This window comes from Aeromicrobium sp. YIM 150415, from assembly GCF_016918125.1.
GTDB classification, from domain to species: Bacteria; Actinomycetota; Actinomycetes; order Propionibacteriales; family Nocardioidaceae; genus Aeromicrobium; species Aeromicrobium piscarium.
In genome coordinates this window covers 1-25,096 of sequence record NZ_JAERWM010000001.1, presented here as the reverse complement: position 1 = coordinate 25,096, position 25,096 = coordinate 1, and the positions used below count along the sequence as shown (strand labels likewise).

General features: G+C 68.2%; 29 protein-coding genes. 19 read left to right on the top strand and 10 right to left on the bottom strand.

Annotation, left to right across the window (positions count from 1 at the left end; all coding sequences use genetic code 11):
- The first annotated feature begins 36 nt into the window (after nt 1–36).
- The 6 genes from leuC (at nt 37) to JL108_RS00120 (ending at nt 4,510) form a co-directional block, all read left to right on the top strand.
- Nucleotides 37–1,449, top strand: a complete 1,413-nt coding sequence (gene leuC, locus JL108_RS00145) for a 3-isopropylmalate dehydratase large subunit (protein WP_143914340.1) — start codon at nt 37–39, stop codon at nt 1,447–1,449.
- A 2-nt stretch (nt 1,450–1,451) separates the two neighbouring features.
- On the top strand, nt 1,452–2,051 hold the full coding sequence (gene leuD, locus JL108_RS00140; RefSeq protein WP_205196367.1) for a 3-isopropylmalate dehydratase small subunit: 600 nt from the start codon (nt 1,452–1,454) through the stop codon (nt 2,049–2,051).
- Between the two features lie 203 nt (nt 2,052–2,254).
- Entirely contained in the window at nt 2,255–2,575 is a 321-nt protein-coding gene (locus tag JL108_RS00135) for a hypothetical protein (RefSeq protein WP_143914342.1), read from the top strand.
- A 35-nt stretch (nt 2,576–2,610) separates the two neighbouring features.
- Nucleotides 2,611–3,348, top strand: a complete 738-nt coding sequence (locus JL108_RS00130; protein WP_205196366.1) for a 1-acyl-sn-glycerol-3-phosphate acyltransferase — start codon at nt 2,611–2,613, stop codon at nt 3,346–3,348.
- Nucleotides 3,348–4,349, top strand: coding sequence for an NAD(P)H-dependent glycerol-3-phosphate dehydrogenase (locus JL108_RS00125; RefSeq protein WP_205196365.1), 1,002 nt, complete (start codon nt 3,348–3,350; stop codon nt 4,347–4,349). The genes JL108_RS00130 and JL108_RS00125 overlap by 1 nt, the downstream gene beginning before the upstream one ends.
- A complete protein-coding gene (locus JL108_RS00120) occupies nt 4,346–4,510 on the top strand; it encodes a hypothetical protein (RefSeq protein WP_205196364.1) in 165 nt (54 codons plus the stop codon). The genes JL108_RS00125 and JL108_RS00120 overlap by 4 nt, the downstream gene beginning before the upstream one ends.
- A gap of 6 nt (nt 4,511–4,516) precedes the next feature.
- Here the strand turns inward: JL108_RS00120 and JL108_RS00115 are convergent, their stop codons facing one another.
- Complete coding sequence (locus tag JL108_RS00115; RefSeq protein WP_205196363.1) at nt 4,517–5,560, bottom strand: PLP-dependent aspartate aminotransferase family protein; 1,044 nt, start codon at nt 5,558–5,560, stop codon at nt 4,517–4,519.
- A gap of 36 nt (nt 5,561–5,596) precedes the next feature.
- Here JL108_RS00115 and JL108_RS00110 point away from each other — a divergent pair, with 36 nt between their 5' ends.
- Nucleotides 5,597–6,664: a D-alanine--D-alanine ligase family protein gene (locus JL108_RS00110; RefSeq protein WP_143914346.1), complete on the top strand. Its 1,068-nt coding sequence runs from the start codon at nt 5,597–5,599 to the stop codon at nt 6,662–6,664.
- Between the two features lie 7 nt (nt 6,665–6,671).
- Here JL108_RS00110 and JL108_RS00105 read toward each other — a convergent pair whose 3' ends face one another.
- Nucleotides 6,672–6,908, bottom strand: a complete 237-nt coding sequence (locus tag JL108_RS00105) for an Lrp/AsnC ligand binding domain-containing protein (protein WP_143914347.1) — start codon at nt 6,906–6,908, stop codon at nt 6,672–6,674.
- 82 nt (nt 6,909–6,990) lie between these two features.
- On the opposite strand from JL108_RS00105, the gene JL108_RS00100 reads away from it, so the two are divergent.
- Nucleotides 6,991–7,941: a thiamine-phosphate kinase gene (locus tag JL108_RS00100; RefSeq protein ID WP_205196362.1), complete on the top strand. Its 951-nt coding sequence runs from the start codon at nt 6,991–6,993 to the stop codon at nt 7,939–7,941.
- 93 nt (nt 7,942–8,034) lie between these two features.
- On the opposite strand, the gene JL108_RS00095 is transcribed toward JL108_RS00100, so the two are convergent.
- From JL108_RS00095 to JL108_RS00065, 7 genes are all read right to left on the bottom strand, one after another.
- Nucleotides 8,035–8,520: a DUF2505 domain-containing protein gene (locus JL108_RS00095; protein WP_143914349.1), complete on the bottom strand. Its 486-nt coding sequence runs from the start codon at nt 8,518–8,520 to the stop codon at nt 8,035–8,037.
- A complete protein-coding gene (locus JL108_RS00090; protein ID WP_205196361.1) occupies nt 8,517–9,296 on the bottom strand; it encodes a PspA/IM30 family protein in 780 nt (259 codons plus the stop codon). Before JL108_RS00090 ends, JL108_RS00095 begins: the two co-directional genes overlap by 4 nt.
- 101 nt (nt 9,297–9,397) lie before the next feature.
- The gene (locus tag JL108_RS00085; protein WP_205196360.1) at nt 9,398–10,768 is read right to left on the bottom strand and encodes a TRAP transporter large permease; all 1,371 of its coding nucleotides are present in this window, start codon (nt 10,766–10,768) and stop codon (nt 9,398–9,400) included.
- A 28-nt stretch (nt 10,769–10,796) separates the two neighbouring features.
- The gene (locus JL108_RS00080) at nt 10,797–11,372 is read right to left on the bottom strand and encodes a TRAP transporter small permease (RefSeq protein WP_205196359.1); all 576 of its coding nucleotides are present in this window, start codon (nt 11,370–11,372) and stop codon (nt 10,797–10,799) included.
- Nucleotides 11,369–12,403, bottom strand: coding sequence for a TRAP transporter substrate-binding protein DctP (gene dctP / locus JL108_RS00075; RefSeq protein WP_205196358.1), 1,035 nt, complete (start codon nt 12,401–12,403; stop codon nt 11,369–11,371). The genes JL108_RS00080 and dctP overlap by 4 nt, the downstream gene beginning before the upstream one ends.
- Before the next feature lie 28 nt (nt 12,404–12,431).
- On the bottom strand, nt 12,432–13,181 hold the full coding sequence (locus tag JL108_RS00070) for an enoyl-CoA hydratase/isomerase family protein (RefSeq protein WP_205196357.1): 750 nt from the start codon (nt 13,179–13,181) through the stop codon (nt 12,432–12,434).
- Nucleotides 13,178–14,404: a CaiB/BaiF CoA-transferase family protein gene (locus JL108_RS00065; protein WP_205196356.1), complete on the bottom strand. Its 1,227-nt coding sequence runs from the start codon at nt 14,402–14,404 to the stop codon at nt 13,178–13,180. Before JL108_RS00065 ends, JL108_RS00070 begins: the two co-directional genes overlap by 4 nt.
- A gap of 69 nt (nt 14,405–14,473) precedes the next feature.
- Here JL108_RS00065 and JL108_RS00060 point away from each other — a divergent pair, with 69 nt between their 5' ends.
- Nucleotides 14,474–16,402 carry a helix-turn-helix domain-containing protein gene (locus tag JL108_RS00060; RefSeq protein ID WP_205196355.1) on the top strand — a complete coding sequence of 643 codons (1,929 nt, stop codon included), beginning with the start codon at nt 14,474–14,476 and terminating at the stop codon, nt 16,400–16,402.
- Between the two features lie 208 nt (nt 16,403–16,610).
- Here JL108_RS00060 and JL108_RS00055 read toward each other — a convergent pair whose 3' ends face one another.
- Nucleotides 16,611–17,966, bottom strand: coding sequence for an SLC13 family permease (locus JL108_RS00055; RefSeq protein WP_205196354.1), 1,356 nt, complete (start codon nt 17,964–17,966; stop codon nt 16,611–16,613).
- Between the two features lie 129 nt (nt 17,967–18,095).
- Between JL108_RS00055 and JL108_RS00050 the strand changes: the two genes are divergently transcribed.
- The 10 genes from JL108_RS00050 to prfB all read left to right on the top strand — a co-directional run.
- Complete coding sequence (locus tag JL108_RS00050; protein WP_205196353.1) at nt 18,096–18,713, top strand: FadR/GntR family transcriptional regulator; 618 nt, start codon at nt 18,096–18,098, stop codon at nt 18,711–18,713.
- 106 nt (nt 18,714–18,819) lie between these two features.
- Nucleotides 18,820–19,587 carry a sulfite exporter TauE/SafE family protein gene (locus JL108_RS00045; protein WP_205196352.1) on the top strand — a complete coding sequence of 256 codons (768 nt, stop codon included), beginning with the start codon at nt 18,820–18,822 and terminating at the stop codon, nt 19,585–19,587.
- Between the two features lie 140 nt (nt 19,588–19,727).
- Nucleotides 19,728–20,891: an ATPase, T2SS/T4P/T4SS family gene (locus JL108_RS00040; RefSeq protein ID WP_307837140.1), complete on the top strand. Its 1,164-nt coding sequence runs from the start codon at nt 19,728–19,730 to the stop codon at nt 20,889–20,891.
- On the top strand, nt 20,879–21,691 hold the full coding sequence (locus JL108_RS00035) for a type II secretion system F family protein (protein WP_205196351.1): 813 nt from the start codon (nt 20,879–20,881) through the stop codon (nt 21,689–21,691). Before JL108_RS00040 ends, JL108_RS00035 begins: the two co-directional genes overlap by 13 nt.
- Complete coding sequence (locus JL108_RS00030; protein WP_205196350.1) at nt 21,688–22,587, top strand: type II secretion system F family protein; 900 nt, start codon at nt 21,688–21,690, stop codon at nt 22,585–22,587. Before JL108_RS00035 ends, JL108_RS00030 begins: the two co-directional genes overlap by 4 nt.
- 17 nt (nt 22,588–22,604) lie before the next feature.
- Nucleotides 22,605–22,772 carry a hypothetical protein gene (locus JL108_RS00025; protein WP_205196349.1) on the top strand — a complete coding sequence of 56 codons (168 nt, stop codon included), beginning with the start codon at nt 22,605–22,607 and terminating at the stop codon, nt 22,770–22,772.
- On the top strand, nt 22,769–23,146 hold the full coding sequence (locus JL108_RS00020) for a TadE/TadG family type IV pilus assembly protein (protein ID WP_205196348.1): 378 nt from the start codon (nt 22,769–22,771) through the stop codon (nt 23,144–23,146). The genes JL108_RS00025 and JL108_RS00020 overlap by 4 nt, the downstream gene beginning before the upstream one ends.
- The gene (locus tag JL108_RS00015; protein ID WP_143914358.1) at nt 23,143–23,559 is read left to right on the top strand and encodes a hypothetical protein; all 417 of its coding nucleotides are present in this window, start codon (nt 23,143–23,145) and stop codon (nt 23,557–23,559) included. Before JL108_RS00020 ends, JL108_RS00015 begins: the two co-directional genes overlap by 4 nt.
- Nucleotides 23,556–23,963 carry a pilus assembly protein TadG-related protein gene (locus JL108_RS00010; RefSeq protein WP_205196347.1) on the top strand — a complete coding sequence of 136 codons (408 nt, stop codon included), beginning with the start codon at nt 23,556–23,558 and terminating at the stop codon, nt 23,961–23,963. Before JL108_RS00015 ends, JL108_RS00010 begins: the two co-directional genes overlap by 4 nt.
- Before the next feature lie 103 nt (nt 23,964–24,066).
- Nucleotides 24,067–25,096: peptide chain release factor 2 (gene prfB / locus JL108_RS00005; RefSeq protein WP_240190445.1), on the top strand; the 1,030-nt coding region annotated here is incomplete at its 3' end.

Genomic DNA, 25,096 nt, shown 5'->3' with positions numbered 1-25,096 from the left:
TGTTGAGACGCAAGTCAGTAATCCGGAAGGCACCACATGTCGAAGACACTCGCTGAGAAGATCTGGGACGACCACGTCGTCCGCCAGGCGACGGGAGAGCCCGACCTGCTCTTCATCGACCTCCACCTCCTGCACGAGGTGACCAGCCCTCAGGCGTTCGACGGGCTCCGCCTCTCCGGGCGCGTGGTTCGTCACCCCGAGCTCACCCTCGCCACCGAGGACCACAATATCCCCACGACCGACCTCGACAAGCCGATCGCGGACCCGGTCTCGCGGACTCAGGTCGAGACCCTGCGGCGCAACGCGTCGGAGTTCGGCGTGCGGCTGCACCCGATGGGCGACATCGAGCAGGGCATCGTCCACGTGGTCGGCCCGCAGCTCGGGTTGACGCAGCCGGGCATGACGATCGTCTGCGGCGACTCGCACACCTCCACGCACGGTGCCTTCGGATCGATCGCCTTCGGCATCGGCACGAGCGAAGTCGAGCATGTGCTGGCGACGCAGACCCTCCCGCAGGCCAAGCCGAAGATGATGGCCGTCGAGGTGACCGGACAGCTGCCCGAGGGATCCACCGCCAAGGATCTGATCCTCGCGCTCATCGCGCAGGAGACCACCGGCGGCGGGCAGGGCTATATCGTCGAGTACCGCGGAGAGGCCATCCGCGCGCTGACGATGGAAGAGCGCATGACGGTCTGCAATATGTCGATCGAGTGGGGCGCCAAGGCCGGTCTCATCGCCCCCGATGAGACGACCTTCGAGTACATCAAGGGCCGCCCGCACGCTCCCGAGGGCGAGCAGTGGGACGCGGCGGTCGAGTACTGGCGCAGTCTCGTCACCGATGACGATGCCCACTTCGACAAGGTCGTGACGCTCGACGCCGCGCAGGTGACCCCGTTCGTGACATGGGGAACCAATCCGGGCCAGGGCGTGCCGCTGTCGGATGCGGTGCCCAGCCCGGCCGACTTCGACGATCCGACCCAGCGCGAGGCTGCCGAGAGCGCGCTGCGCTACATGGGGCTCGAGGCGGGAACGCCGATGCGCGACATCAAGGTCGACACCGTCTTCATCGGCTCGTGCACCAATGGCCGGATCTCGGATCTGCGTCGCGCCGCCGAGCTCATCAAGGGCCATAAGGTCGCCGACGACACTCGCGTGCTCGTGGTGCCCGGCTCGGTGCGGGTGCGTCTGCAGGCCGAGGAGGAGGGCCTGGACGTCGTCTTCAAGGATGCCGGAGCCGAATGGCGTGGTGCCGGCTGCTCGATGTGCCTGGGCATGAATCCCGATCAGCTGACACCGGGTGAGCGCAGTGCATCGACGTCCAACCGCAACTTCGAGGGCCGTCAGGGCAAGGGCGGGCGTACTCACCTGGTCTCGCCGGATGTCGCCGTCGCCACCGGGGTCCTCGGCCACCTGGCCAGCCCCGCCGATCTGGAGAAGGCAGGAGCCTGAGCATGGAGAAGTTCACCCAGCACACCGGTGTCGGCGCCCCGCTGCGGCGCTCGAATGTCGACACCGACCAGATCATCCCCGCGGTCTATCTCAAGCGCGTCACCCGCACGGGCTTCGAGGACGGGCTCTTCGCCGCCTGGCGCAGCGACCCGGAGTTCGTGCTCAACCAGGATGTCTACCGCGACGCGACGGTGCTGGTGGCCGGCCCCGACTTCGGCACGGGCTCCTCGCGGGAGCACGCCGTCTGGGCGCTGCAGAACTACGGCTTCAAGGTGGTCATCAGTCCGCGCTTCGGTGACATCTTCCGTGGCAACTCCGGCAAGGCCGGTCTGCTCGCCGCGCAGGTCGACGACAAGGTCGTCGCGGCGCTGTGGGACTACCTCGAGGCCAACCCGGGCGCTTCGGTGAGCGTCGATCTCGAGGCGCGCACGGTGAGCGCGGGGGAGGGGCCGGACCGGATCGAGGACTCCTTCACGATCGACGACTACACGCGGTGGCGTCTGCTCGAGGGCCTCGACGATATCGCGATCACGTTGTCCCATGAAGACGACATCGTCACCTACGAGGGCCGTCGGCTCAGCTTCAAACCCGCGACGCTCTAGGCGTTTTCGCAGATGAGGGGCCGTCCAGCAGTGCGCTGGGCGGCCCCTCCTGCGTCTGCGTCATCGCGAGGTTGTACCTTGTATAGAAGACAATGTTTAAGAGGTACCTGCTCGGGTGTGGACAACCACGCGATGATGACGCGATCTGTCTGTCCACCGTCCTATGGTCAACCACACCCAGCCCGCAGACGGAGGAAGCAGCCATGTCGTCCCTACCCCCATCCCAGCATTTCCCGCTCTGGTGCGAGAAGGCGCACGCACCCGATGACCCGCCGGAAGCCCGGTACCACGAGCAGATCCTCGCCGATTTCCCGGCGATCATCGGCACGCAGGCCGATATGGAGCAACCGCCGGTGCCCGATGCCGACGGTCTGATCGTGCGCCGGATCCGCCACTTCGACTCCCCATCCACCTGGGTCGCCATCGAGCCGGCAGAGACCGGCGAGAACGGCCTCTTGGTTCACGAGGATGCCGCGATCCTGCTGCACGACGCTCTATCGGCGGTGACGCGCGAGCTGGGGTGATCCCGGCTCCGGTCCGCGACCGGTAGTCTCGGGGCATGGCCGCTCGTTCCATGCCGCGTACGCTGCGCGTCGTCGTGTGGATCCTGAGGCCCTTGTTGATGGTCCTCACCAAACGAGACTGGCGTGGAGCCGAGCGCCTTCCAGAACCCGGCTATGTGATCGCGGCCAACCACCTCTCGTGGACCGACCCGGTGCTGTTCGGGCACTGGATGGTCGATCACGGGATCGTACCGCGCTATCTGGCCAAAGATCCGCTCTTCCGTGTCCCGGTGCTCCGGAGGATTCTGCTCAATACCCAGCAGATCCCGGTGTACCGGGGCACCGAAGGGGCCGCGGAGTCGATGCGGGCCGCCGTTGACGCAGTGGCGGCCGGCGGCATCGTCACGATCTATCCCGAGGGCACGATGACCCGTGATCCCGAGGTGTGGCCGATGAGCGGGCGAACGGGCGCGGTCCGCGTGGCGCTCGCCACGGGACGACCCCTCGTACCCATCGTGCAATGGGGGCCTCAGGACATCCTGTTTCCCTACGACAAGCGCCTACGACTCTTCCCGCGACGGACCTATCGTGTGCTGGTCGGAGAGCCGGTCGACCTCGACGATCTGGGCGCTGACCCGAACGAGGCACAGATCGTCGCGGCAACCGGGCGTCTGATGGACGCGCTCACCGACCTGTTGGCCGAGGTTCGCGGCGAACGCCCCACCGGCCCACGCATCGACATTCACACACTCGGTGCGCCGCGCACCGGATACCGCCCCGAGGAGGAGCGCTGATGGTGACGACCGCTGTGATGGGTGCTGGTTCCTGGGGCACCGCCTTCTCGATCGTCGTCGCCGACGCCGGAAACGAGGTGCGCCTCTGGGGCCGTCGCGAGGAGCTCTGCGAGGCGATCAACCGCACGCACGAGAACCCGGACTACCTCCCGGGCATCCAGTTGCCGGAGACCGTCGTCGCCTCACACGACGAGGCTGAGATCCTCCGCGACGCACAGGTGGTGGTTCTCGCCGTGCCCTCGCAGCAGTTGCGCGAGAACCTGACGCGATGGGCGCCGATGCTGCGCGACGACGCCGTGCTGGTGAGTCTCATGAAAGGCGTCGAGCTCGGCACGCACAAACGCATGACCGAGGTGATCGCCGAGATCACCGGCGCCGGTCCTGAACGGATCGCCGTCGTCACCGGGCCGAACCTGGCCAAGGAGATCGCTCGCCGCGAGCCCGCGGCCAGTGTCGTCGCCTGCGAGGACGCCGGGGTGGCCGGGTTCCTGCAGAAGTGGTGCCACACCGAGTCCTTCCGTCCCTATACCAATACCGATGTGATCGGCTCCGAGCTCTCCGGCGCCACCAAGAACGTCATCGCGCTCGCGGTCGGCGTCTGCGATGGTCTCGGTTACGGAGACAACTCCAAGGCATCGGTCATCACGCGCGGTCTCGCCGAGACCACCCGGCTCGGCGTGCGGATGGGCGCGGATCCGATGACCTTCGCGGGCCTGGCCGGTCTCGGCGACCTCGTCGCCACCTGCTCGTCGCCGTTGTCCCGCAATCGCACCTTCGGGCAGAAGCTCGGCGAGGGCATGAGTGCCGCTCAGGTCGCCGAGCAGACCCGGCAGGTCGCCGAGGGCGCCAAGTCGTGCACCTCGATCGCGGAGCTGGCGAGCCTGCACGGCGTCGACATGCCGATCGTCGAGCACGTGCGAACACTGGTCAACGACGAGATGACCCCCGACGAGCTCGTCGCCGCGCTCATCAGCCGTGAGGCGAAACCCGAGATCCGGTGACGCCGCTGCGGCTCGGGCGCGCGGTGCTGGGGCTCGCCGTCATCGTGATGGGCGGCCTGCTGCTCATCACCGGATCCGTCCACCGGTTGCTCGCGGCTCTGCTGACGGTCGCGGGCCTGCTCCTCGTCGTCGCGGCGATCACGCTGTCACGACGTTCCTGACCACGATCAGGCCAGGGCGGCCTCGATATCGGACCAGAGATCCTCGACATCCTCGATGCCGACCGACAGACGGATGAGACCGGCCGGGATCGAGGGAGCCTCGTTCGCATGACGCCGTCTGCGTTCCCACGTGGATTCGACACCGCCGAGGCTCGTGGCATAGCGCACCAGCCGGCTCGACTCGGTCGCTCGCTGAGCGCGCTGATCGTCGTCGAGCACCAGGCCGATGATCGTGCCGAACCCGGGATAGCGGACCTCGTCGACGAGGGGGCTCGCCGTCAGCCGTTCGGCCAACTCGCGGGCGTTGCTCTCGGCACGATCCAGGCGCACCGCCAGCGTGCGCAGGCCCCGCGTCGTCAACCAGGCCTCGAGGGCTCCCGGGATGGCCCCATGATCGTGACGATGCGCGCGCAGCGCGGCGTACAACTCGGGGTCACGGCTGATGGTGAGGCCCAAGATCACGTCGCTGTGCCCCGCGAGCAGTTTCGATGCCGAGTGGGTCACGATATCGGCGCCGAGCTCCAAGGGGCGTTCGCGTAGCGGGGTCCGGAAGGTGTTGTCGACCGCGACGAGGGCCCCGGCATCGTGGGCCGCGGCGATCAATGTCGGCAGATCGGCGACCTCCATCGCCGGGTTGGTCGGCGATTCCAGCCACACGTGAGTGGCGCCGCGCATCGCATCGACGGTGGAGGGTGTGTCCGACACGTCGACGAGCCTGACCTCCACGTCACCGCGCTGGCGGAGCTGGTGCGTCGTTCCGTAGTAGCCATGTGTCGGGGCGACGACCACACCGCCGGCGGGAACGAGGGAGAAGACCGCGGCAGAGGCCGCGATGCCGGAGGCGAAGGCCAGCGCGTCCCCGCCCTCGAGCTCGCCGACGATGGTCTCGAGCGGCGCCCAGACCGGGTTCCCGGCGCGCGCGTACTCCGCGTCGCCGCCGGGCACCAGCGCGCTCGCGAGCGTGATGGGGGCGCTGAGCGGGTCCCCTGGGGCGTGGGGCCGTCCGGCGGACACGGCGATGGAGGCGGGGGAGAGGTCGCGTGGCGTCATGGGTCCATTCTCCTCGCACCGGTAGTGTGCTGTTCGATGACCGGTACAGAGCGTGTGCGCGTGGCAGTGGTGTTCGGTGGGCGTTCCAGTGAGCACGGGGTTTCGTGCTCGACCGCCCGTGAGGTGATGGCGGTGATCGACTCGTCCCGCTACGAGGTGCTTCCCGTGGGGATCACGCCTACGGGGCACTGGGTCGAGGAGACCGGGGTCTGGGATGACCTCCCCTCCGGCACGCTGCCCTATGTCCGCGATGATCGGCCCGATTTCTCGTGGGATCGGTTGCAGCACGAGGTGGACGTCGTCTTCCCGCTGCTGCACGGACCCTGGGGCGAGGACGGCACCATCCAGGGCATGCTGGAGATGGCGGGCGTGCCCTACGTCGGCGCTGGCGTTCTCGCGAGCGCCGTGGCGATGGACAAGCCCTTCACCAAGACGGTGTTCTCCGCGGCCGGACTCCCGCAGTTGCCCTATGTCACGATCCAGCCGTGGGAGTGGGATGCCAAGCGTGAGCGCACCGTCGCTCGGGTCCACGCCCTCGGGCTGCCCGTGTTCGTGAAGCCGGCGCGGGCAGGGTCGAGCTCGGGCGTGACCATGGTGAGCGATTGGGGCCACCTGGAGGATGCCGTCGAGGGGGCGCGCAAGCTCGATCCCAAGGTGATCGTGGAGGCCGCCGCCCGCCACAAGCGCGAGGTCGAGTGCGCGGTGATCCAGGATCTCGGCGGCATGCCGATCGCGAGCGAGGTCGGCGAGATCGTCGTCGACGACAGCATCGGCCACACCTACTACGACTTCGAGGCCAAGTACCTCGACGGCACCAGCCAGAACGTCATCCCCGCGGAGATCAGCACCACGCAACGCGATCGGATCCGGGCGTACGCCCTGCAGGCCTTCGACGCGATCGGCGGGGAAGGGCTGGCGCGGGTGGACTTCTTCCTGACCGACTCCGTCGACGGAGGCCTGGTCATCAACGAGATCAATACGATGCCCGGGTTCACGCCCTACTCGATGTTCCCGAAGGCCTGGGAAGCCAGCGGGATCGCGTACCCGGAGCTGGTGGAGCGACTCCTCGCGCTCGCGCTCGGCCGGAGCACGGGCCTGCGCTGAGGTCGACCTAGATCCGCACGACCGGGCAGGTGAGTGTCCGGGTGATGCCGGGGACCTTCTGGATGTGCGAGATCACCAGCGCGCCGAGCTCGTCCACGCTGGGTCCTTCGATCCGAGCGATGACGTCGTAGGGACCGGTGACATCGTCTGCCACGACGACGCCGTCGACATCGGCGATCGCGCGGGCGACCTCCGCCGCCCTGCCGACCTCAGTCTGAACGAGGATGTACGCCTGAACAGCCATCGGTATTCCCTCCTATGAGACCGCCACGACACGCTATCGCAAACGGCTCAGTCGCGCCCCTCTCGGCTGGGACAATCAAGGCGTGAGCAACGACGATCAGACCATCGCCGCCATCGGGGAGTTCGGACTCATCGACCGAGTGACGAGGTCGATCGGGTCGAGTGAGTACGTCTTGCTCGGCCCCGGTGACGACGCCGCGCACGTGGCGACCGCCGACGGGACCTTCGTCGTGAGCACCGACATCCTCATCGAGGGCCGTCATTTCCGTCGTGACTGGTCGTCGGCCCTGGACATCGGCCACAAGGCGGCGGCCGCCAATCTCTCGGACATCAACGCCATGGGTGGCGTGGCCACGGCGCTGACCATGGCCTTCGCGGCTCCGGCGGATCTTCCCGCCCAGTGGGCCGACGACATGGTGGTGGGTTTCGAGACCGAGTGCGCCACGGTCGGCGCCCATCTGGTCGGTGGAGATGTGTCGGCCGCCGATCAGGTGGTCATCTCGGTCACGGCATTCGGTGATGCTGAGCGTCCGGTCACGCGAGGGGGAGCGCGCGCCGGGGACGTGGTGGCGTACGCGGGCACCCTCGGACTGTCGGCGGCCGGTTATGCCGCGCTCAGCCGCGGTTTCCGGTCGCCCAAGGTGGCCGTCGACGGGCATCGGCGGCCCTCCCCGCCGTATGCCGCCGGTCCGGCGGCGGCTGCTGCCGGAGCCACGTCGATGATCGACGTGAGTGACGGTCTCTTGGCCGATCTCGAGCACATCTCCCGGTCCAGCGGCGTGGCGATCGATATCCAGGCCGAGCGTCTCGACATCCCGGAGGCCGTGGCGACGCTGGCGAGCGCGCTGGGTGGTCTCGATCCGCTCGGCTTCGTCCTGGGCGGGGGCGAGGACTTCGCGCTGGTCGCCACCTTCCCCGGCGATGCGAAGGTTCCGGCCGGCTGGACCGTCATCGGCGCCGCTTTCGCGGGCGAGGGTGTCACCGTCGACGGGGAGCCCTACACCGGCTCGACGGGGCATCGCCACTTCGCCTGAGCGCAGGCGCCGGACATGATGGTGGCGTGCCACGCGGAGGGGGTCGCGTGACACGCCACGAAGATCGTCCGGCCTGGCTGCGGCCCGGACGGGTCAGAGCCGAGCGGTGCCGAGCTCCACGTCGGTCTCCAAGGCCTTGACGATCGCCTTGCCGACGACCGGTTCGATCTTCTTGCCGACGAGCGGGATGGACACCTTGACATCGCCATCGACGACGAACTCGGTGGCGTCCCCGCTGCCGTTGAGGGTCGCGGTGCCCTTCATCTGGGCGGGTTGGCCGAGGATCTCGACCTTCACATCGGCCGAGCGCCCACCGGCGGAATCCGCCGGGCCCCAGGCCTCGGTCTGGACGACCTTGACGGAGTTGCCGGTCAGCTTCTTGACGAACTCGGGCATGTCATCGGCCGGCATGGTGCGCTTGATCGTGACGGTGTGCCCGCCGCCGTCGGCTACGACGTTGACGTCGTAGTCCGTCGATCCCTGGGCCTCACAGCCGGATTCGCGGAACGAGGGGTCGACGATCAGCGCATAGACCTCCTCGATGGCAGCGGGATAGGTGTAGCTCTCGCTGAGCTTCATGCGGGGTTCTCCGTTTCGTCCGGTTGACTGGTGAGGGAGCTCTGCGGGGTGCTCGATCCGGCGCCGAGCTGCTTGAGTTCGGCCAGTCGTGCCTCGACCTCGAGCTGGGTGGTGTCCAGCTCGAGTTCCTCGAACTGTGCGTCGATGCTCGAGGACGCGAGCTCGGCCTGTCCGGCGACCTGGGCCTCCACCCGGCGCACCTTGTCCTCGAATCGCGACAGTTCGCTCGTGGGATCCAAGATATCGATCGACTGAACTGCCGACTGCACCTGCGCCTGAGCTTGCGCGGTCTTCTGGCGAGCGACGAGCTGATCGCGCTTGACCTGCAATTCGCCGAGCTTGCCGCGCATCTGCACCAGACCGGTCTTGAGCTTCTCGACGACCTCGTTCTGCGACTCGATCATCGGGGCCGCCTGCTTGGCCTCGGTCTCGTGCTGGATCTGCTTGCCGAGTGCGACCTTGGCGAGGTTGTCGAAGCGGGAGGCCTCGCCGTCCTGCCCGCTGGAACGCAGCGCGTCGGCCTTCTGCGAGGCGGCGAGGGCCTTGGCACCCCAGTCTTTGGCGTCCCGCACGTCCTCGGCGTGGTCGGACTCGGCGAGACGCAGGTTGCCGATGGTCTCCGCGACGGCCTTCTCGGCCTCCGCGATCGAGTTCGTGTAGTCGCGGATCATCTGATCCAGCATCTTCTCGGGGTCTTCGGCCCGGTCGATCAGCGCGTTGATGTTGGCGCGGGTCAGTTGGGCGACGCGGCCGAGGATGGACTGCTTCTGAGCCATCGGTCACTCCTTCGTCTGGACGATGATTCGAACCTACCGGGTGATCGTCACTCATGTGAGAACCACACGGTGATGATCACCCGGTAGGGGCGCGCGCGGCGTCAATACAGCAGCTGCGGCAGCCAGGTCACGATCCCGGGAAACACGGTGAACAACAGGATCGAGAGGGCCAGGACACCGACATAGGGGAGCGCGCCGATGAGGATCTCCTTGAGGGGGATCTGCGGGGCGACGCCTTTCAGGACGAAGAGGTTGAGCCCGACCGGTGGCGTGATGAGCCCGATCTCCATGTTGATCGTCATGATGATGCCGAACCAGATCGGATCGAACTCGAGCCCGACGATGAGCGGGAAGATGATGGGCGTCACCATGACGATGATCGACACCGGGGGGAGGAACAGGCCGAGGACGAGGAGGAAGAGGTTGATCGCCAGGAGCACCAGCCATTTGTTCATGTCCAGGCCGGTCACCCACTGGGCCAGGGCCTGAGGCACCGCCATGAAGCTGAGGACCGTGGCGATGACCGCCGAGAACGCGGTGATGAGCAGGATCATCGTGGACTGGTTGGTGGTCTCCAGCAGCACCGAGCGGAACTGCCGCGGGGTCAGGCCCCGATAGCCCACGACGACGAGCAGCAGGACCAGCACGACGCCGACCGCGGCGGCCTCGCTGGGGGTCGCGATGCCCGCGTACAGGACGACGAGGACCGCGAGGATCAAGGCGAGCACCGGCATGATGCGGCCGAGGCTGACGAATCGTTCCTTCCACGAGTAGCTGACCTCGGGGAGCTGGGTGTCCGCTGGGGGCGGGCCGGCGTCCGTGCCGCCCCCGACGGTCGCCAGCGCGAACTTCCGCTGCCGTGCGTCGTCGAGGGACTTCGCGATGTACAGCCACACGCAGAACAGCATCGTGATCACGATGCCCGGGATGATGCCGGCGGCGAAGAGTTGGCCGATCGACTGTCCTGAGGCGACGCCGTAGAGGATCAGGGTCACACTCGGCGGGATGAGGATGCCGAGCGTTCCGCCCGCGGCGATCGCGCCGGCCGCGATCCGGCCCGAGTAGCCGCGCTTGAGCATCTCGGGCACGGCGACGCGGCCGATGGCCGCTGCGGTGGCGGGGCTCGACCCGGTCAGCGCAGCGAATACCGAGGAGGCGAGGACGCTGCTCATTCCGATCCCCCCGCGGATTCTCGACAGCCACACCTCGCCGGCCTCGAAGAGGCGCCGGCTCGCTTTCGATCCGCCGAAGAGATTGCCCATCAGCACGAAGAGCGGGATCGCCAGCAGACCGAAGTCGTTCAGCGATTCGAAGACGAACGAGCCGAAGAGGTCCAGCTGTGAGGCGTCGAGGTAGAGGACGATGGCGATCAGGGCGGTCAGCCCGAGCGCGAAGGCGATCGGCATGCCCGTCATGAACAGGACGATGGCGATGATGCCGACGACGGCCCCGTGCAGGAGAGACTGATCCATCTGGAAATCCTTAGTGGTTGGGTGGGATCTAGTGGCCGGCGGAGCGCCGCACGAGTTCGGCGGCCTCGGGCTCGCCCCGGCGCAGGCAGTCGATGGCGTCGACGATCTGACGGACGTATTCGAGCGCGAGGAGGAGCATGCCGAGCGGGAGGATCGCGTAGACGACGCCCAACGGAGGTCCCCAGCTCGTGGTGGCGTGGTGTCCGTTCGCGGCGGCGTGCCACCACATCGATGTCGCGGTGACGGCGACGATGGCGATGACGGCGACCGAGAGCACCGCTGTCGTGACACGTGCGATCAGACGCTTGCGCGGTTCCAGCAGTTCGACGAAGAGATCCACGCCCACGTGGGCACGGTGCTTGAGACCGTAGGCGCTGCCGATGAAGGCGACGAGGATCAGCAGATAGGTGGCCGCCTCCGTCTGCCACAGCGTGGGCGCCTTGAAGAAGTAGCGCATGATGACGCCGTGGAGCACCGCGCCGGTCGCGACGATGAGCGCGATAGCGCTGAGATACCCGGTGCCGTCGGTGAGCACGGAGATCCAGCGCAGGGGCGAGCGCTTCGTCGCCGCGGGCGAGGGGCTCTCCTCCGGGCGCGGGTTCACTGGTCTTCTCCGGCCTGTAGGGCGAGGTCGAGCAGTTCCTGGCCTGCGGGGACCTTCTGCGCGAAGTCGGCCCAGGCGCTCTGCTCGCTCAGATCACGCCACTGTTCGAAGGCGGCCGCGTCCATCTCCACCACTTCAACGCCGGCCTCTTCGAGCGTCTCGCTGGCCTGCCGGTCGTCCTCCTCGGAGGCGTCGAAGGCGAACTCCTGCAGTGAATTGCCGACCGATTCGAGCGCCGACTGCTGCTCGGGGGTGAGCTTGTCCCAGGCGCCGTTGCTGATGATCAGCGGCTCCATGATGAACCAGATGCTGTGATCGGTCGGCGCCGTGTAGGAGTCGATCTGCTCTTGCAGGTTGAACGAGACCGTCGACGACGCCGAGGTGGTCACGCCGTCCAGGACGCCGGTCTGCATCGCGCTGTAGATCTCATTGGAGGGGAGGCTGGAGACACCCGCGCCGGCCGCCCGCAGCACCGTCTCGGTCGAGGTGCCGGCGCCGCGCATCACCATGCCCCGACGGATATCGTCCGGCGTGACGATCGGATCGCCCTTGGTGGCGAAGGCCCCGGAGTTCCAGACCCAGGTGAGGATCTGGACGCCGCGCTCGTCCGCGAGGCTCTCGACCCGTTCGCCGATGGGCGAGTCGGGCCACGTGCGTGCCTGCGCGTGGTCGCGGACCAGGCCGGGCATCATCGTGATGTCGAACTCCGGCGCCTGTCCGGAAGCGTAGGAAAGCGGGAACACCGACATGTCGATCGCTCCGGTGGACAGCGCCTCGAACTGCTCGTTGGCGCCGATCAGGCTGGCATTCGGGTAGACCGTGATCTCGACGGCACCGCCGGTCTCCTCCGCGGCCTCCTCGGCGAAGCGGTTGGCCAGTTCGGCTCGGAAGTCGTCCTCGGGCCACTGATGCGACAGCCGGAGCTTGACGGTGTCCGACCCGCCCGCGCCACCGCTTCCGCAGGCGCCCAGAGTGAGCCCGAGGCTCACGACGGCCGCCGTCACGATCGCCGATGGTGTGTATCTACGCATGATGTCTCCTGGTTGGGCTCGGGTGGCGCTAGTTGAGGAATGCTTGGGCGCCGCGGGCGACATCGCCGGCCATGAACGACTCGATCATGGGCGCCGAGAGCCGCGGCAGGTCGTCGCGAAGCTCGTGGCCGAGGGCCATCTGCTTGATGCCGGTGAGCGCGAACGCCGAATGGTGACGTAACCGTGCCGTGAGGCGATCGATGCGGCGGTCGAGCTCCTCGGGGGCCGTGACCTCGTGGGCGATGCCGGTGCGAAGGCAATCCGCCGCGTCGAGGGTCTCGGCGGTGAGAAGAAGGTAGCGGGCCGTCGAGCTGCCGACGAGTTTCGCCAAGCGCTCGTAGGTGAAGTGGTCGGGTACGACCCCCAGACCGGCGAGAGGTAGCTGGAACCGCGCGGTGTCGTCGGCGATGCGCAGGTCTGCCGCGAGAGCGATCTCGGCGCCGCCGCCCGAGGCGATCCCGCTCAGCCGGGCGATGGTGGGAACCGGGCAGCTCGCGATCGCCGTGAGCGCTCCGACGACGGCCTGACAGAAGGCTTCGGCCTCGTGACGGCTCTGGGTGGCACGGTAGACCTCGCGCAGGTCGGCCCCGGCGGAGAAGGAGCCGTTCGCCCCCGTGATCACGATGCACGCTGCCCCGTGGTCGACCAGCTCGGTGAGCAGAGTCGGCAGCTGATTCCACATGTCCGTGGTGAGGGCGTTGTGCTTCCCCGCGCGGTCCAGGACGACGACGCCGATACCGTCCTGGACGGTGCCGCGCACGGGCTTCGTGGCCGTCATCGGGCGGCCCGCCCGCTCACCTGTTCGCCGGCTCGCACCCTGTCGGAGGCGAGCAGAGCGTCGATGCGCTCGGGGGACAGCCCGAACTCGGTGAGCACCTCGACGGTGTGCTCGCCGAATCCAGGGGCGGGGCGCCGGATCCACATGGGGACGTCGTCGATCCGCCAGGGACCGCGCAACGTGCGGGACGGCCCGAGATGCGGATGGTCGAAGTCGGCCACCATCTCGAGGGCCTGGATCTGGATGTCGTCGAAGACCCCCGCCAGATCGTGGATCGGACCGGCCGGCAGTTCGGCTGTACGGAAGCGTTCGAGCCAGTGGGCGCTGGGATGCCCGGTCAGCCGCTGCTCGATCACCTCTTTCAGAGCGTGGCGATTCGCGCTGCGCGAGCGGCCGTCGGCGAATCGCGGGTCGGTGAGCAGGGAGGGCTCTTGGAGGATCTCGCAGAGCCGCTTCCACTGCCCGTCGGTGGCCACCGCGAGGTTGACCGGGGCGTCTTCGGTGCGGAACGCGCCGTAGGGCGCGATGACCGGATGTTCGTTCCCGACCCGTGGCGGGATCTCGCCGAGATTGAGGTAGCGCTGCGCCTGGAAGGTCATGACGCCGAGGACGCTCTCCAGCAGCGAGGTCTCGACGCGTGAGCCACCGCCACCGCGTTCGCGTCCGAAGAGCGCGCCGGCGACCCCGATCGCGGTGAACATCCCGGAGAGGAGGTCGGCGATCGGGAGGCCGGAGCGCATCGGCTCGCCGTCCGGGGTGCCGGTGACCGACATCAGGCCGGCCATGCCCTGGGCGATCTGGTCGAAGCAGGGATCGTCGCGCAGTGGTCCTCGGGGGCCGAAGCCGCTCACACTCGCGACGACGAGGTCCGGGTAGTCGCGAGCGACACTCGACGGTCCGAAGCCCAAATCGTCGAGGACACCCGGTCGGAAGTTCTCGACCAGCACGTCGGCATCGCGCACCAGGTCGTGCAACAGCTCCCGTCCGTCCTCGGAGTGCAGGTCGACGGCGATCGAGCGCTTGTTCCTGTTGACCGACAGGTGGTAGAGGCTGATATCGCCGTCATAGGGTCCCCAGCTCCGGATCATGTCGCCGCCGAGGGACTCGACCTTGATGACATCCGCTCCGAGATCGGCCAGCAGGGTCGTGCAGAAAGGGCCCGCCAGGGCACGTGTCAGGTCGATGATGCGGATGTCCGAGAGTGGCTGGGGCGCTGAGGGCATGGCACAGAAGTTAAGCCGAAGCGTCGAGACCGTGTACATGTCTTCAAGGCCATGATCTAATCCCTCGATATGTGCTCTGGGTCACTCGCCGGTGCTATCGGTCGGCTGCTGAACGCGGTAGAGGGTCTCGACGATCCCGGGCCCGCCCTCGACGAGGCGGAGCGGGAGCTGCGGCGCATCGGCGAGCCCATCGGGGACCTGCGTCAGGAGGTGACGGAGCTGACCTGGAAAGCGGCGGCCCGCCGTGATCGGGAGGACGGGCTGCGGGCCCTCGTGAGGACATCCGAGCAGTTGCTGAACGTGTCGGCCGTCGACGAGCTCCTCGACGTCATCGCGCGGGCGGCACGCGAGCAGCTGCGTTGCGATGTCGCCCATCTGAACATCCTGGGGGAGGACGGCATGGCCACCACCCGCACGTGCGTGGGTGCCTTCACCGAGGCGTTCCGGCGTCAGCGGACCGCGTCCGGGTCGGGCATCACGGGCTTGGTCGCGACGACCAGGAGCGCGTATGTCTCCGAGGACTACATGGTCGATCCTCGCATCACGCACGACCCCACCGGTGACGATTCGGTGGGAGCCGAGCGACTCCGCACGCTCGTGGGCGCGCCGCTGTTCCGAGGTGAGACGGTGATCGGCGTGCTCGTCGCGAGCTACCGGTCCCCGACGACGATCTCGACCGAGCACTTGGGCACGCTGAACGCACTGGCGTCCTTCGCGGCTCTCGCGCTCAGCGGCGCGCAGGTGCGTGACGAACGAGAGACAGCGCTGGCCGAGCTCCAGCACGCCAATGTCGTCGTGCGAGACAACAACGACCTCCTCGAATGGTCGAGTGCGGCACACGACCGGATGATGCGGTTGCTCCTCGAGGGAGCGGACGTGGAATCGGTGGCCGAGGCGGTGTGCTCGCTCATCGGCGGAAGCGTGCTCATCCGCGATGCCGAGGGAGCGATATTGGCCGGCGGGCCGGAGGAACTGGCCGCCAGCCTTCCGCGTGTCGAGCGAGAGGCGTCCGAGCCCGGAGGCCGCCTGAGGCGCTGGGGGGAGGGTGACACGCGATGCTGGCTGGCCCCGGTGGTCGCGAGTGGTGAGGTGCTCGGGTCTCTCGTCCTGGTGAGACCGGCCCGAGAGCCCGGCGCGGACCTGAACCCGCTGGAGGAACGCACGCTCGAACGCGCCGCGATGGTGTGCGCGCTGAGGATCCTGCTGGATCGGTCGATCTTCGAGGGCGAGCTGAGGGTCGCCGGAGAGGTCGTCGACGATCTCGTGGCCGGGGGTGAGCGTGGGGCGCGCGCGGTCGCACGAGCTGGCCGGTTCGGGCTGGACGTGCGAACACCGTGTGTCGTACTGCGGGCCGAGTCCACCGCGAATGCCGCCGGGTTCCTGCGTGCGGCTCAGCGGTTCGCCCGGAGGCTGGGTGGGCTCGCCGGAGCCGGCCGGCCGGTCCATCAGCTCACCGTCGTCGTCCCGTGTCCGGAGTCGACCTCGCCGGAGGCGGTCGCCGAGTCCTTGTGGACCGCGCTGGCCGAGGCTGGGCCCGAGGCCCCGCGCGTCGGCGGGAGTACCGTCGCGTCCTCTCCGGACGGGCTCGTCGCGGCCTATGCGGAGGCGAGCGACTGCCTGACAGCGGTACAGCGTCTCGCCGCCCGCCGCCGCTGGGGAACACCAGGATCGCTGGGCTTCATCGGATCCTTGCTGAGCACGAACGGTGGCTCCTCGCTGAGCGCTTACGCGGGCTCGGTGCTGGAGCCGGTCCTCGACTATGACGCGCGGCGGGGCACCGTCTTGGTGGCGACGCTGGAGGCCTATCTCGACTCCGGGCGGAGTCTGCAGCAGGCCGCCGTGATGTTGAACGTCCACCGCAACACGGTGCAGCAGCGGCTGGAACGCGTCGGTTGGCTCCTCGGCACCGACTGGCAGGACGTGGACCGGGTCCTGGAGATCCACCTCGCACTCCGGCTGCATCGCGTACGTGCGGGCACGGGGCCTGCGCCAGGTTAGTACGGGAGCGCGGTGGATTGACGGGGAGCGGCGCCGCGGAAGTCTGGGCCCTGTGCCCAGCGGCCGGGTCAGGTTCTCTTTCGTCGTCTACGGCGCGGATGCGCCGCCGGGTGCCGTCCGGCCAGGTGAGTGCGTTGATGCGCTCACGATCTCCCCCGGACGTGGCACCCGGCCATGCGTTGGTTGTGAGTCGGCTGTGAAGCTCCTCCTAGGCTGTGGGCAGCACGAGAACGGCCCAGGCGACCGCAGGTGCGACGACGACGATCGACATGCCCCACTGCATGAGGCGCTTGAACACCATGTCGCGATCGCGCGGCTCGGCATTGGCGACCACGAGTGCGCCATTGGTGGAGAAAGGGCTGCAGTCGACGACCGAGCTCGCGATGCCGAGCGCGGCGATCAGAGCGATCGCGTTGACCTGATCGGTGAGCAGGAAGGGCACGGCCAAGGGGATGAGAGCACCGATGATGCCGGTGGTCGAGGCGAAGGCCGAGACGACGGCACCGATGAGGCAGATGAGCAGTGCGGCGACCAGCGGGCTGCCGACATCGGCCACACGGTCGCCGAGCCAGTCGACCACGCCCTGGTTCTGCAGCAGCGTGACATAGGTGACGATGCCGCCGATCAGCAGCACGGTGCCCCAGCTGATCTTCTCGACGGCGCCCTTGGCGGACTTCGGATAGACCAGGGTCAGGACGACCGCGATGGTCAGCGCGGTGAAGCCGACATCGAGGTCGAAGCCGAGGGCGCCCACCATGAGTGCGACGAGGCCGAGGAGCGTGACGATCCGCTGCGGGTTGAGCCGGAAGTCGACCTCGACCGACTCGTCGGAGGAGACGCTGCGGCCGGCTTCGACCGCCGAGTGCGGTGTGCCCGACGGGCCGGGACGCGTCGCCTCGTGACTCGCGGCCTCCGCCTCGGCGCCCATCGCGTTGACCGTGGCCTGTTCACGGCCCCGGGAGATGAGTTCGCGCCCGCCGAAGGCCAGATAGGTGATCACGGCGATCAGCGTCGCGGCGAGGAAGGTCGCGACGAACAGGAAGGCGGGGCTGCCGGGGAGGCCGTTGGAGTCGACCACGCCGTTGGTGATGGAGCCGAAGATGCCGATGGGGGAGAAGCTGCCGGCGGTAGCGCCCTGGACGACCATCATGCCCATCATGACCGGATGGATCTCGTAGCGGAGCGCGAAGCCCATCGCCACGGGGGCCACGATGGCGACTGCTGCGGGGCTCACGGCGCCGATCGCGGTGACGAGTGCGCAGACGGTGAACATGGCCCAGGGGACGAGCGCCACCCTCCCTCCGACCGCGCGTACGGCACCGTGCACGAGCCAGTCCACGGTGCCGTTGTTCTTGGCCAGCGCGAACAGATAGGTGACGCCGACGAGGATCACGAAGAGGTCAGCGGGGAAACCGGCCAATACGTCATCGGTCGTGGAGCCGTAGACGCTGAGGCCGACGACGAAAGAGGCAACGAGCGCCAAGGCGCCCATGTTGACGCCGCGGATGGTCGCGACCAGGAAGACGATGGCGAGAACCGTCAACGCGATGAGTGCGTGAGACATGGGACTTCTCTCAGAGGGTTGGGATCAGATCGGGTTCGTGTGACCGGTGTCATACGGCGAACGGCGTCTACTATGACAAGTGGCTAGGCCACTTGGCAACTCGGCCACTGAAGTATCTATGATGGAGCCGTGGCAAAGAACCCCGTCAACCGTCTCTCGCCGGTCCGTCGCGAACGCCTGTACGAGAGCCTGGCGGCCCATATCTCGGACTTCATCGAGGCTCAGGGGCTGGTCGGCGGCGACCGTCTTCCTCCGGAGCGTCAGTTGGCTCAGGAGCTCGGCGTCAGCCGTGCGACGGTCTCGCAGGCGCTCGCGGCGCTGGAGACCCGAGGTCGCGTCGAGGTCCGCCACGGGGTGGGTGCGATGGTGCGTGACCCTGCCCCGGCCAGCCCCGACGCGGGGAGCGGGGTGCGGCTCGAGGGCCGTCCGGTCCGTGAAGTCGTGGTCGCGCGGGAGGCGATTCTAGCTGGAATGGCAAGATCAGCTGCCGTGAACCCGCAGTCCTCTCTACGGTTGGCGATGCTGGCCGATGACGGGCGGCCGCGGTCCTTCGAGCACACCATGCGGAGTATCCGCAAGCTCGCCGATGCGCCGCTGTTGGCCGATCTGGACGACATGATGAGCGAGCAGGCGCCCGCGCCGCAGGCGTCTCCGGACTTGCTGCGCGCCCTCGATGCCGTCGCCGAGGCGATCATCGCCGGCGACCCCACTGCCGCAGCCGTGGCATGCCAGGGCATGCTCGACTGAGCTCTCGATGCCGAGCGTCCGACTCGTCGTGCCGGTGCGGGGGTTGTCGAGAACAGCCTGAGGGTGGTTCAGTGGCCTAGCCAATAGGATGTGTGAGGAGGGTGCGATGGGTGCCGCCGAGATCGCGCTCGTTCTCGCGGCCGGGTTCGGTGCCGGAATCCTCAGCTCATCGGTCGGGGTCGCGTCGCTGCTGAGCTTCCCGATCCTGCTCGCGGTCGGACTTCCCCCGGTGGTCGCCAATACGACCAACACGGTGGGCCTGATCCCGGCTGGCGCCGGCGGGGTCATCGGATACCGCGAGGAACTGCGCCAGGTGCGTGGCCTGGCGGTGCGGGTGGTCGTCCTGACCGGGCTCGCGGGGAGTATCGGTGCCGCGCTGCTGCTCGGTCTGCCGTCCAGCGTCTTCGAGTGGGTGGCGCCATGGCTGATCCTCGGCACCTGTCTATTGGTGGGAGTGCAGCCGCGGATCTCGCGCTGGCTCGCGGCACGCCATCCCGAGGGAGAGAACCGGCCCGCTCGAGTCCGGCTCTCTCCGCTGACCACCGTGTTCGTCGTGCTCACGGGTGTCTACGGCGGCTACTTCGGCGCCGGGGCCGGCGTCATGATGATCGCCGTCCTCGCGATCGGGCTGGACATCGACTTGCGGATCATCGGTGCTCTGCGGACGACATCGGTCATGGCCTCGAATGTGGTCGCGGGAGCGGTCTTCGTGGTGGTGGCCGATATCGACTGGGCGGTGGTGGCATTGCTGGCCGTCGGCTCGATCTTCGGCGGGTACGCGGGTGCGCGGATCGCGCGCCGAATGCCAGCACCGCTGCTGCGAGCCGGGGTGGTGGCGGCGGGCATCGTCGCCGCCATCACGCTCTGGACCTGAGCTCCTCCGGTCTCCCCCCGCCGGCGCGAAGCGGTGAGCGTCGAGGTTGTCCACATTCTGGCGGTGGGGTCTTCCCGAAGCGGACCATCTCGTGCAAGATCGGCCACGAGGGTCCGTTTCTCATCGGGGGTGAAGGGGCCGTGGATCAGGCTTTGGCGCAACAGGTGCGTCGTCTCGTGCGCGAGCGGCGTATCGATCCGGCCGATGACATCGAGGCGGTGCGTGCGGCGGCTGCCGATGTGGTGGCGGAGCACGAGGCCCGGAGTCTCACCGGTGCCGTTCGTTCGCTGGACGACCCCGACGTGGTGGTCGGGCAGCTGGTGGCCGATGCGGCCGGTTTCGGCCCGCTGCAGCGGTTCTTCGATGACGACGACGTCGAGGAGATCTGGATCAACGAACCGGATCGCGTCTTCATCGCTCGCGACGGCCGACACGAGTTGACATCGGTCCGGCTCACCGCCGAGCGTGTGCGGGAGCTGGTCGAGCGGATGCTCTCGAGCACCGGGCGCCGGCTCGATCTGAGTCAGCCTTTCGTCGACGCGATGTTGCCCGGCGGGCATCGTCTGCACGTCGCCTTGAGCGGCATTGCGCGCGACTTCACCGCCGTCAACATCCGCAAGTTCGTCACCAAGGCATCCTCACTCGAAGACCTCATCTCGCTCGGCACGATCGACACCGAGCTCGCCGCGCTGCTGCGCGAGGCGGTCCTGGACGGCAACAACATCGTCGTCTCCGGCGGCACCCAAGCCGGCAAGACCACCCTGGTGAACTGTCTGGCCGGCACGATCCCGGGAAGCCAGCGACTGATCTCGGTGGAAGAGGTCTTCGAACTGCGCTGCGCTCACCCGGACTGGGTGGCGCTGCAGACGCGCCAGGCCGGCCTCGAGGGCACCGGGGAGATCACGCTGCGCACCCTGGTCAAAGAGGCTCTGCGGATGCGGCCGAGCCGGATCATCGTGGGCGAGGTGCGCGCCGCGGAGGCCCTCGACCTGCTGCTGGCGCTCAACGCCGGCCTGCCGGGCATGGCCACCGTCCACGCCAGCTCCGCGCTGCAGGCGCTGACCAAGCTGTGCACGCTGCCGTTGCTCGCCGGTGAGAACATCTCCGCGCGGTTCGTGGTGCCCACCGTCGCCTCGTGCGTGGATCTCGTGGTCCACACCGCCATCGCCGCGGACGGTCGCCGAGCCGTGCGCGAGGTCATCCGTGTCACCGGCCGGATCGAGGGAGACGTGATCGAGACCGAGACGGTGTACGACGCGATGGCGGGCCGACGAACACGCGAGGAGCCGGCATGGGTGCACTGATCGGCTTCACCGCCGGGATCGGGCTGTTGCTCATCCTCACGGCGAGCGACCCCGGGGCGGCCACCCGGCGGCGATCGCGTTCCCGACGAGTGCCCTGGACCTGGCTCGGCGTGGGGACGTTGCTCGGGCTGATCAGCGGGCTGCTGGTCACGGCGATCACCGGTGTCCTGGTGATCGGTGCGATAGCCGGTCTCGCCGCCGCGGTGTTGCCGGTGACGATCGTCCACGGCGTGGAGCGGCGCCGGCGCCGCGAGCAGGCTCAGGCCTGGCCGGACGCGGTGGACCAGCTGGCATCAGCGGTGCGCGCGGGCATGTCGCTTCCTGAGTCGGTCATCAGCCTGGCCGAGCACGGTCCCGAACCGCTGCGCGAACCGTTCGCGGCCTTCGCCCGCGACTATCAGTCCTCCGGCCGCTTCGTGGAGAGCCTCGAGTTGCTCAAGGGCCGTTTGGCGGACCCGACGGGTGATCGTGTCGTCGAGGCGCTCCGACTCGCCCGCGAGGTCGGTGGGGGAGACCTCGGACGAATGCTCCGCTCACTCGCGGGATATATCCGCGATGATCAGCGCACTCGGGGAGAGCTGGAGGCGCGTCAATCGTGGACCGTCTCCGGTGCCAGGTTGGCCGTCGCCGCTCCATGGCTGGTCCTCGTGTTCATGAGCGGCCAGCGCGAGGTGATCGGGCGGTTCGGGGAGCCGATGGGCGTCGCCGTGCTCGTCGGTGGCGCGTTCAGCTGTCTGGTGGCCTACCGATTGATGCTGCGCGCCGGCCGGCTCCCCTTGGAAGACCGGGTGCTCGCATGATCGGCGCGGTCATCGGCCTGCTGCTCAGCATGGGGCTCGTCCTGGTGGTCGTGGCGTGGCGCGAGAACCGTCGTCCGGCGCTGATGGCACGTGTCGGGCCCTATGTGCGCGATCTACGGGTGCACGATCCTGCGGTGGAGTCCCTCGGTCCTCGACTGACGTCGATCTGGCGCGCGAGCACGACCGCGGTGGGCGAGATCGTCGGCAGCGGGGCGAGCGTCTCCAGGAGGCTCGTGCGTGCGGGGGATCGGGGTGATCTCGAGGACTTCCGTATGCGGCAGGCCCAGTGGGGGTTGGCCGGCTTCGGCGTGGCCTTCGCCGTCGCGCTGGCGGCGTCCGCGCGCGGGGCGACCCTGGCGCCGCTGCTCGTGCTCTGCCTCGCCGGCGGCCTGGCTGGAGTCTTCGGCTGCGATCAACGACTGACCGCCCAGGTCCGGGACCGAGAGCAACGGCTCGTGCGGGAGTTCCCCGTCGCGGCTGATCTGCTCGCCCTGGCCGTCGCGGCGGGGGAGAGCCCACGGGCCGCGGTCGAACGGGTCGGCGCGCGGCTGCGCGGTCCACTCGGAGACGAGTTCGCGCGACTCCTCGCCGACATACGTTCGGGCACGCCGGTACCGGAGGCCTTCACCGCGCTCGGGCGCCGGACGGGGGTTCCGAGCATCGCGCGATTCGCCGAGGCGATGGCCGTCGCGGTAGAACGCGGCACACCGCTGGTGGACGTGCTGCATGCGCAGTCCGCCGATGTCCGCGATGCCGGGCGACGCGCGCTCGTGGAGTCCGCGGGCCGGCGGGAGATCACGATGATGATCCCGGTCGTCTTCCTCGTCCTGCCCGTCACCGTGATCTTCGCCTTCTACCCCGGGTGGGTCAGCCTCACCCTGACATCCGGTTTCTGACCCCGAAGAGAGGAAGAATGATGCTGCGACGATGGATCGACCGGCCCCGCGATGAGCAGGGGGACGTGCCCGGCTGGGTCATGGTCACGATCATGACCGCGGGCTTGGTGGCGGCGCTGACGGCGATCGCCGGGCCGCGGCTCAGTGCGATGCTCGACAGCGCTCTGAGCGCCGTCGGGGGATGACGCGTGAGCGCGGTGCCGCGGTGCCGGAGTTCGTCCTGGCGCTCGCATTGGTACTGCCGATCGCGATCGGCATCGTCCAGCTCGCCTTGGTCGCGCATGTGCGCTCGACGTTGACCGCGGCAGCCACCGAAGGAGCTCGTGCCGGGGCGCCGCTCGGAGCCAGTGTCGCCGATGCCGAGCAGAGTGCGCGACGTCTCGCCGACACGACGCTGGCGGCGCGCTTCGCCGAGGACATCGCTGCGACTCGCACCACGCTCGACGGGCTCCCCGTCGTCGAGGTCACGATGCACGCGGAAGTCCCGCCGCTCGGCGTGGCCGGCCCGGGTGTCCCGGTCACGGTGACCGGTCACGCCGTCATCCAGGGAGAGCCGTGACGGAGCGGGGGAGCGCGACCATCGAGCTGACCTGGCTCGTGGTGCTGTTGTTGGTCCCCTTCGTCTATGCCGTCGTGGCGGTCTTCGACACCCAGCGGACGGCGTATGCCGCCTCCACTGCGAGTGCTGCGGCGACGCGAGCGTTCGTCCAGGCGCCTGACGAGTCGACCGCCCACCAGCTGGCTCATCGCGCGGCGGATCTGACCTGGCGAGACTTCGGGGTCGACGTGCGGCCGGAGATCGAACTGCGCTGTGTTCCGGCGTGCTTCGAGCCGGGTGGGCGCGTCGAGGTGGTCGTGACGACGCGGCAGCCGCTGCCCTTGGTTCCCGATGCCTGGGGGAGCTCGCTCGCCGGTATCGACATCAGCTCGACCCACACCGAACCGTTCGGCACCTATCGCGGGGCACCATGAGGCGCGATGAGGGCAACACCACGGTCCTGGCCATCGGCCTGCTGCTGGTGCTCGGTCTGCTGACCGTCGTGGTCGTCAACGCCTCGGCCGCGTTCCTGGAACGGCGCGATCTGATGAACCTCGCTGACAGGGCGGCGCTCACCGCGGCCGATGGGCTGGCGCGTGATCAGCTGTATCTCGGTGGGGATGCCGGATCCACGATCGTTCTCGATCTGCGTGAGGCATCGGCATTGACGCGATCGGTGGTCCCCTTCGACACCGGAGTGGACGTGGTGGTGCAGGGCGACATGGTGACCGTCCGTCTCGATCGCCGCTATGTGCTCCCTCTCCGCCCACCGGGATGGAACGGAGAGGTGGACATCGCCGCCGAATCGACGGCGCAGTTACGCTTCGCCGGTCCGTGACCTTCCGAAGCCACGTGAGTGGCTGCGGGTTCACGCCAGGCGATAACCTGCCAGGGTGGCTCTTCCTGATCTGTCCGAACGTCTGAAGCATCTCGACGCGACCATGGCGTCGATCGAGAAGGTGCTCGATCTCGATGCGATCCGCGCCGAGATCGCCGAACTGCAGGAGCAGGTCGGCGCGCCGGACCTGTGGGACGACCAGGCCAATGCACAACGAGTCACCGGGCGGTTGTCCGTCCTCCAGGCCGAACTCGAGCGCACCACCTCCCTGCGGCAGCGGCTCGAGGACGTGGAGGTGCTCCTCGAACTCGCGGCCGAGGAGGGGGATGCCGATTCGCGTGCGGAGGCGGAGGCGGAGATCAACCGACTTGCCAGCGCGATCGAGAGCCTTGAGGTGCGCACCCTGCTCTCCGGTGAGTTCGACGAGCGCGAGGCTCTCGTGACGATCCGGTCCGGTGCCGGTGGTGTCGACGCCGCCGACTTCGCGGAGATGTTGCAGCGCATGTACGTGCGCTGGGCCGAGCGCCACGACTATCCGGTCGAGATCTATGACACCTCCTATGCCGAAGAGGCGGGGCTCAAGTCCACGACCTTCGCCATCAAGGCGCCTTATGCCTACGGCACGCTGTCGGTCGAGGCCGGCACGCATCGCCTCGTGCGCATCTCCCCGTTCGACAATCAGGGCCGCCGGCAGACCTCGTTCGCGGCGGTCGAGGTCGTGCCGGTGCTGGAGGCCACCGACGACATCGACATCCCCGATGAGGAGATCCGCGTCGACGTCTACCGTTCCAGCGGTCCGGGCGGGCAGAGCGTCAACACGACCGACTCCGCGGTCCGCCTCACCCATATCCCCACCGGCGTGGTGGTGAGCTGCCAGAACGAGAAGTCGCAGCTGCAGAACAAGGCCAGCGCGATGGTCATCTTGAAGGCCAAGCTGCTCGCGCTCAAGAAGGCCGAGGAGCGTGCCCAGCTCGATGAGCTGCGCGGCGACGTCGCCGCTTCGTGGGGCGACCAGATGCGCAACTATGTGCTCAACCCGTATCAGATGGTCAAGGATCTGCGTACCGAGCACGAGACCGGTAACACCCAGGCCGTGCTCGACGGCGAGATCGACGACTTCGTCGAGTCCGGCA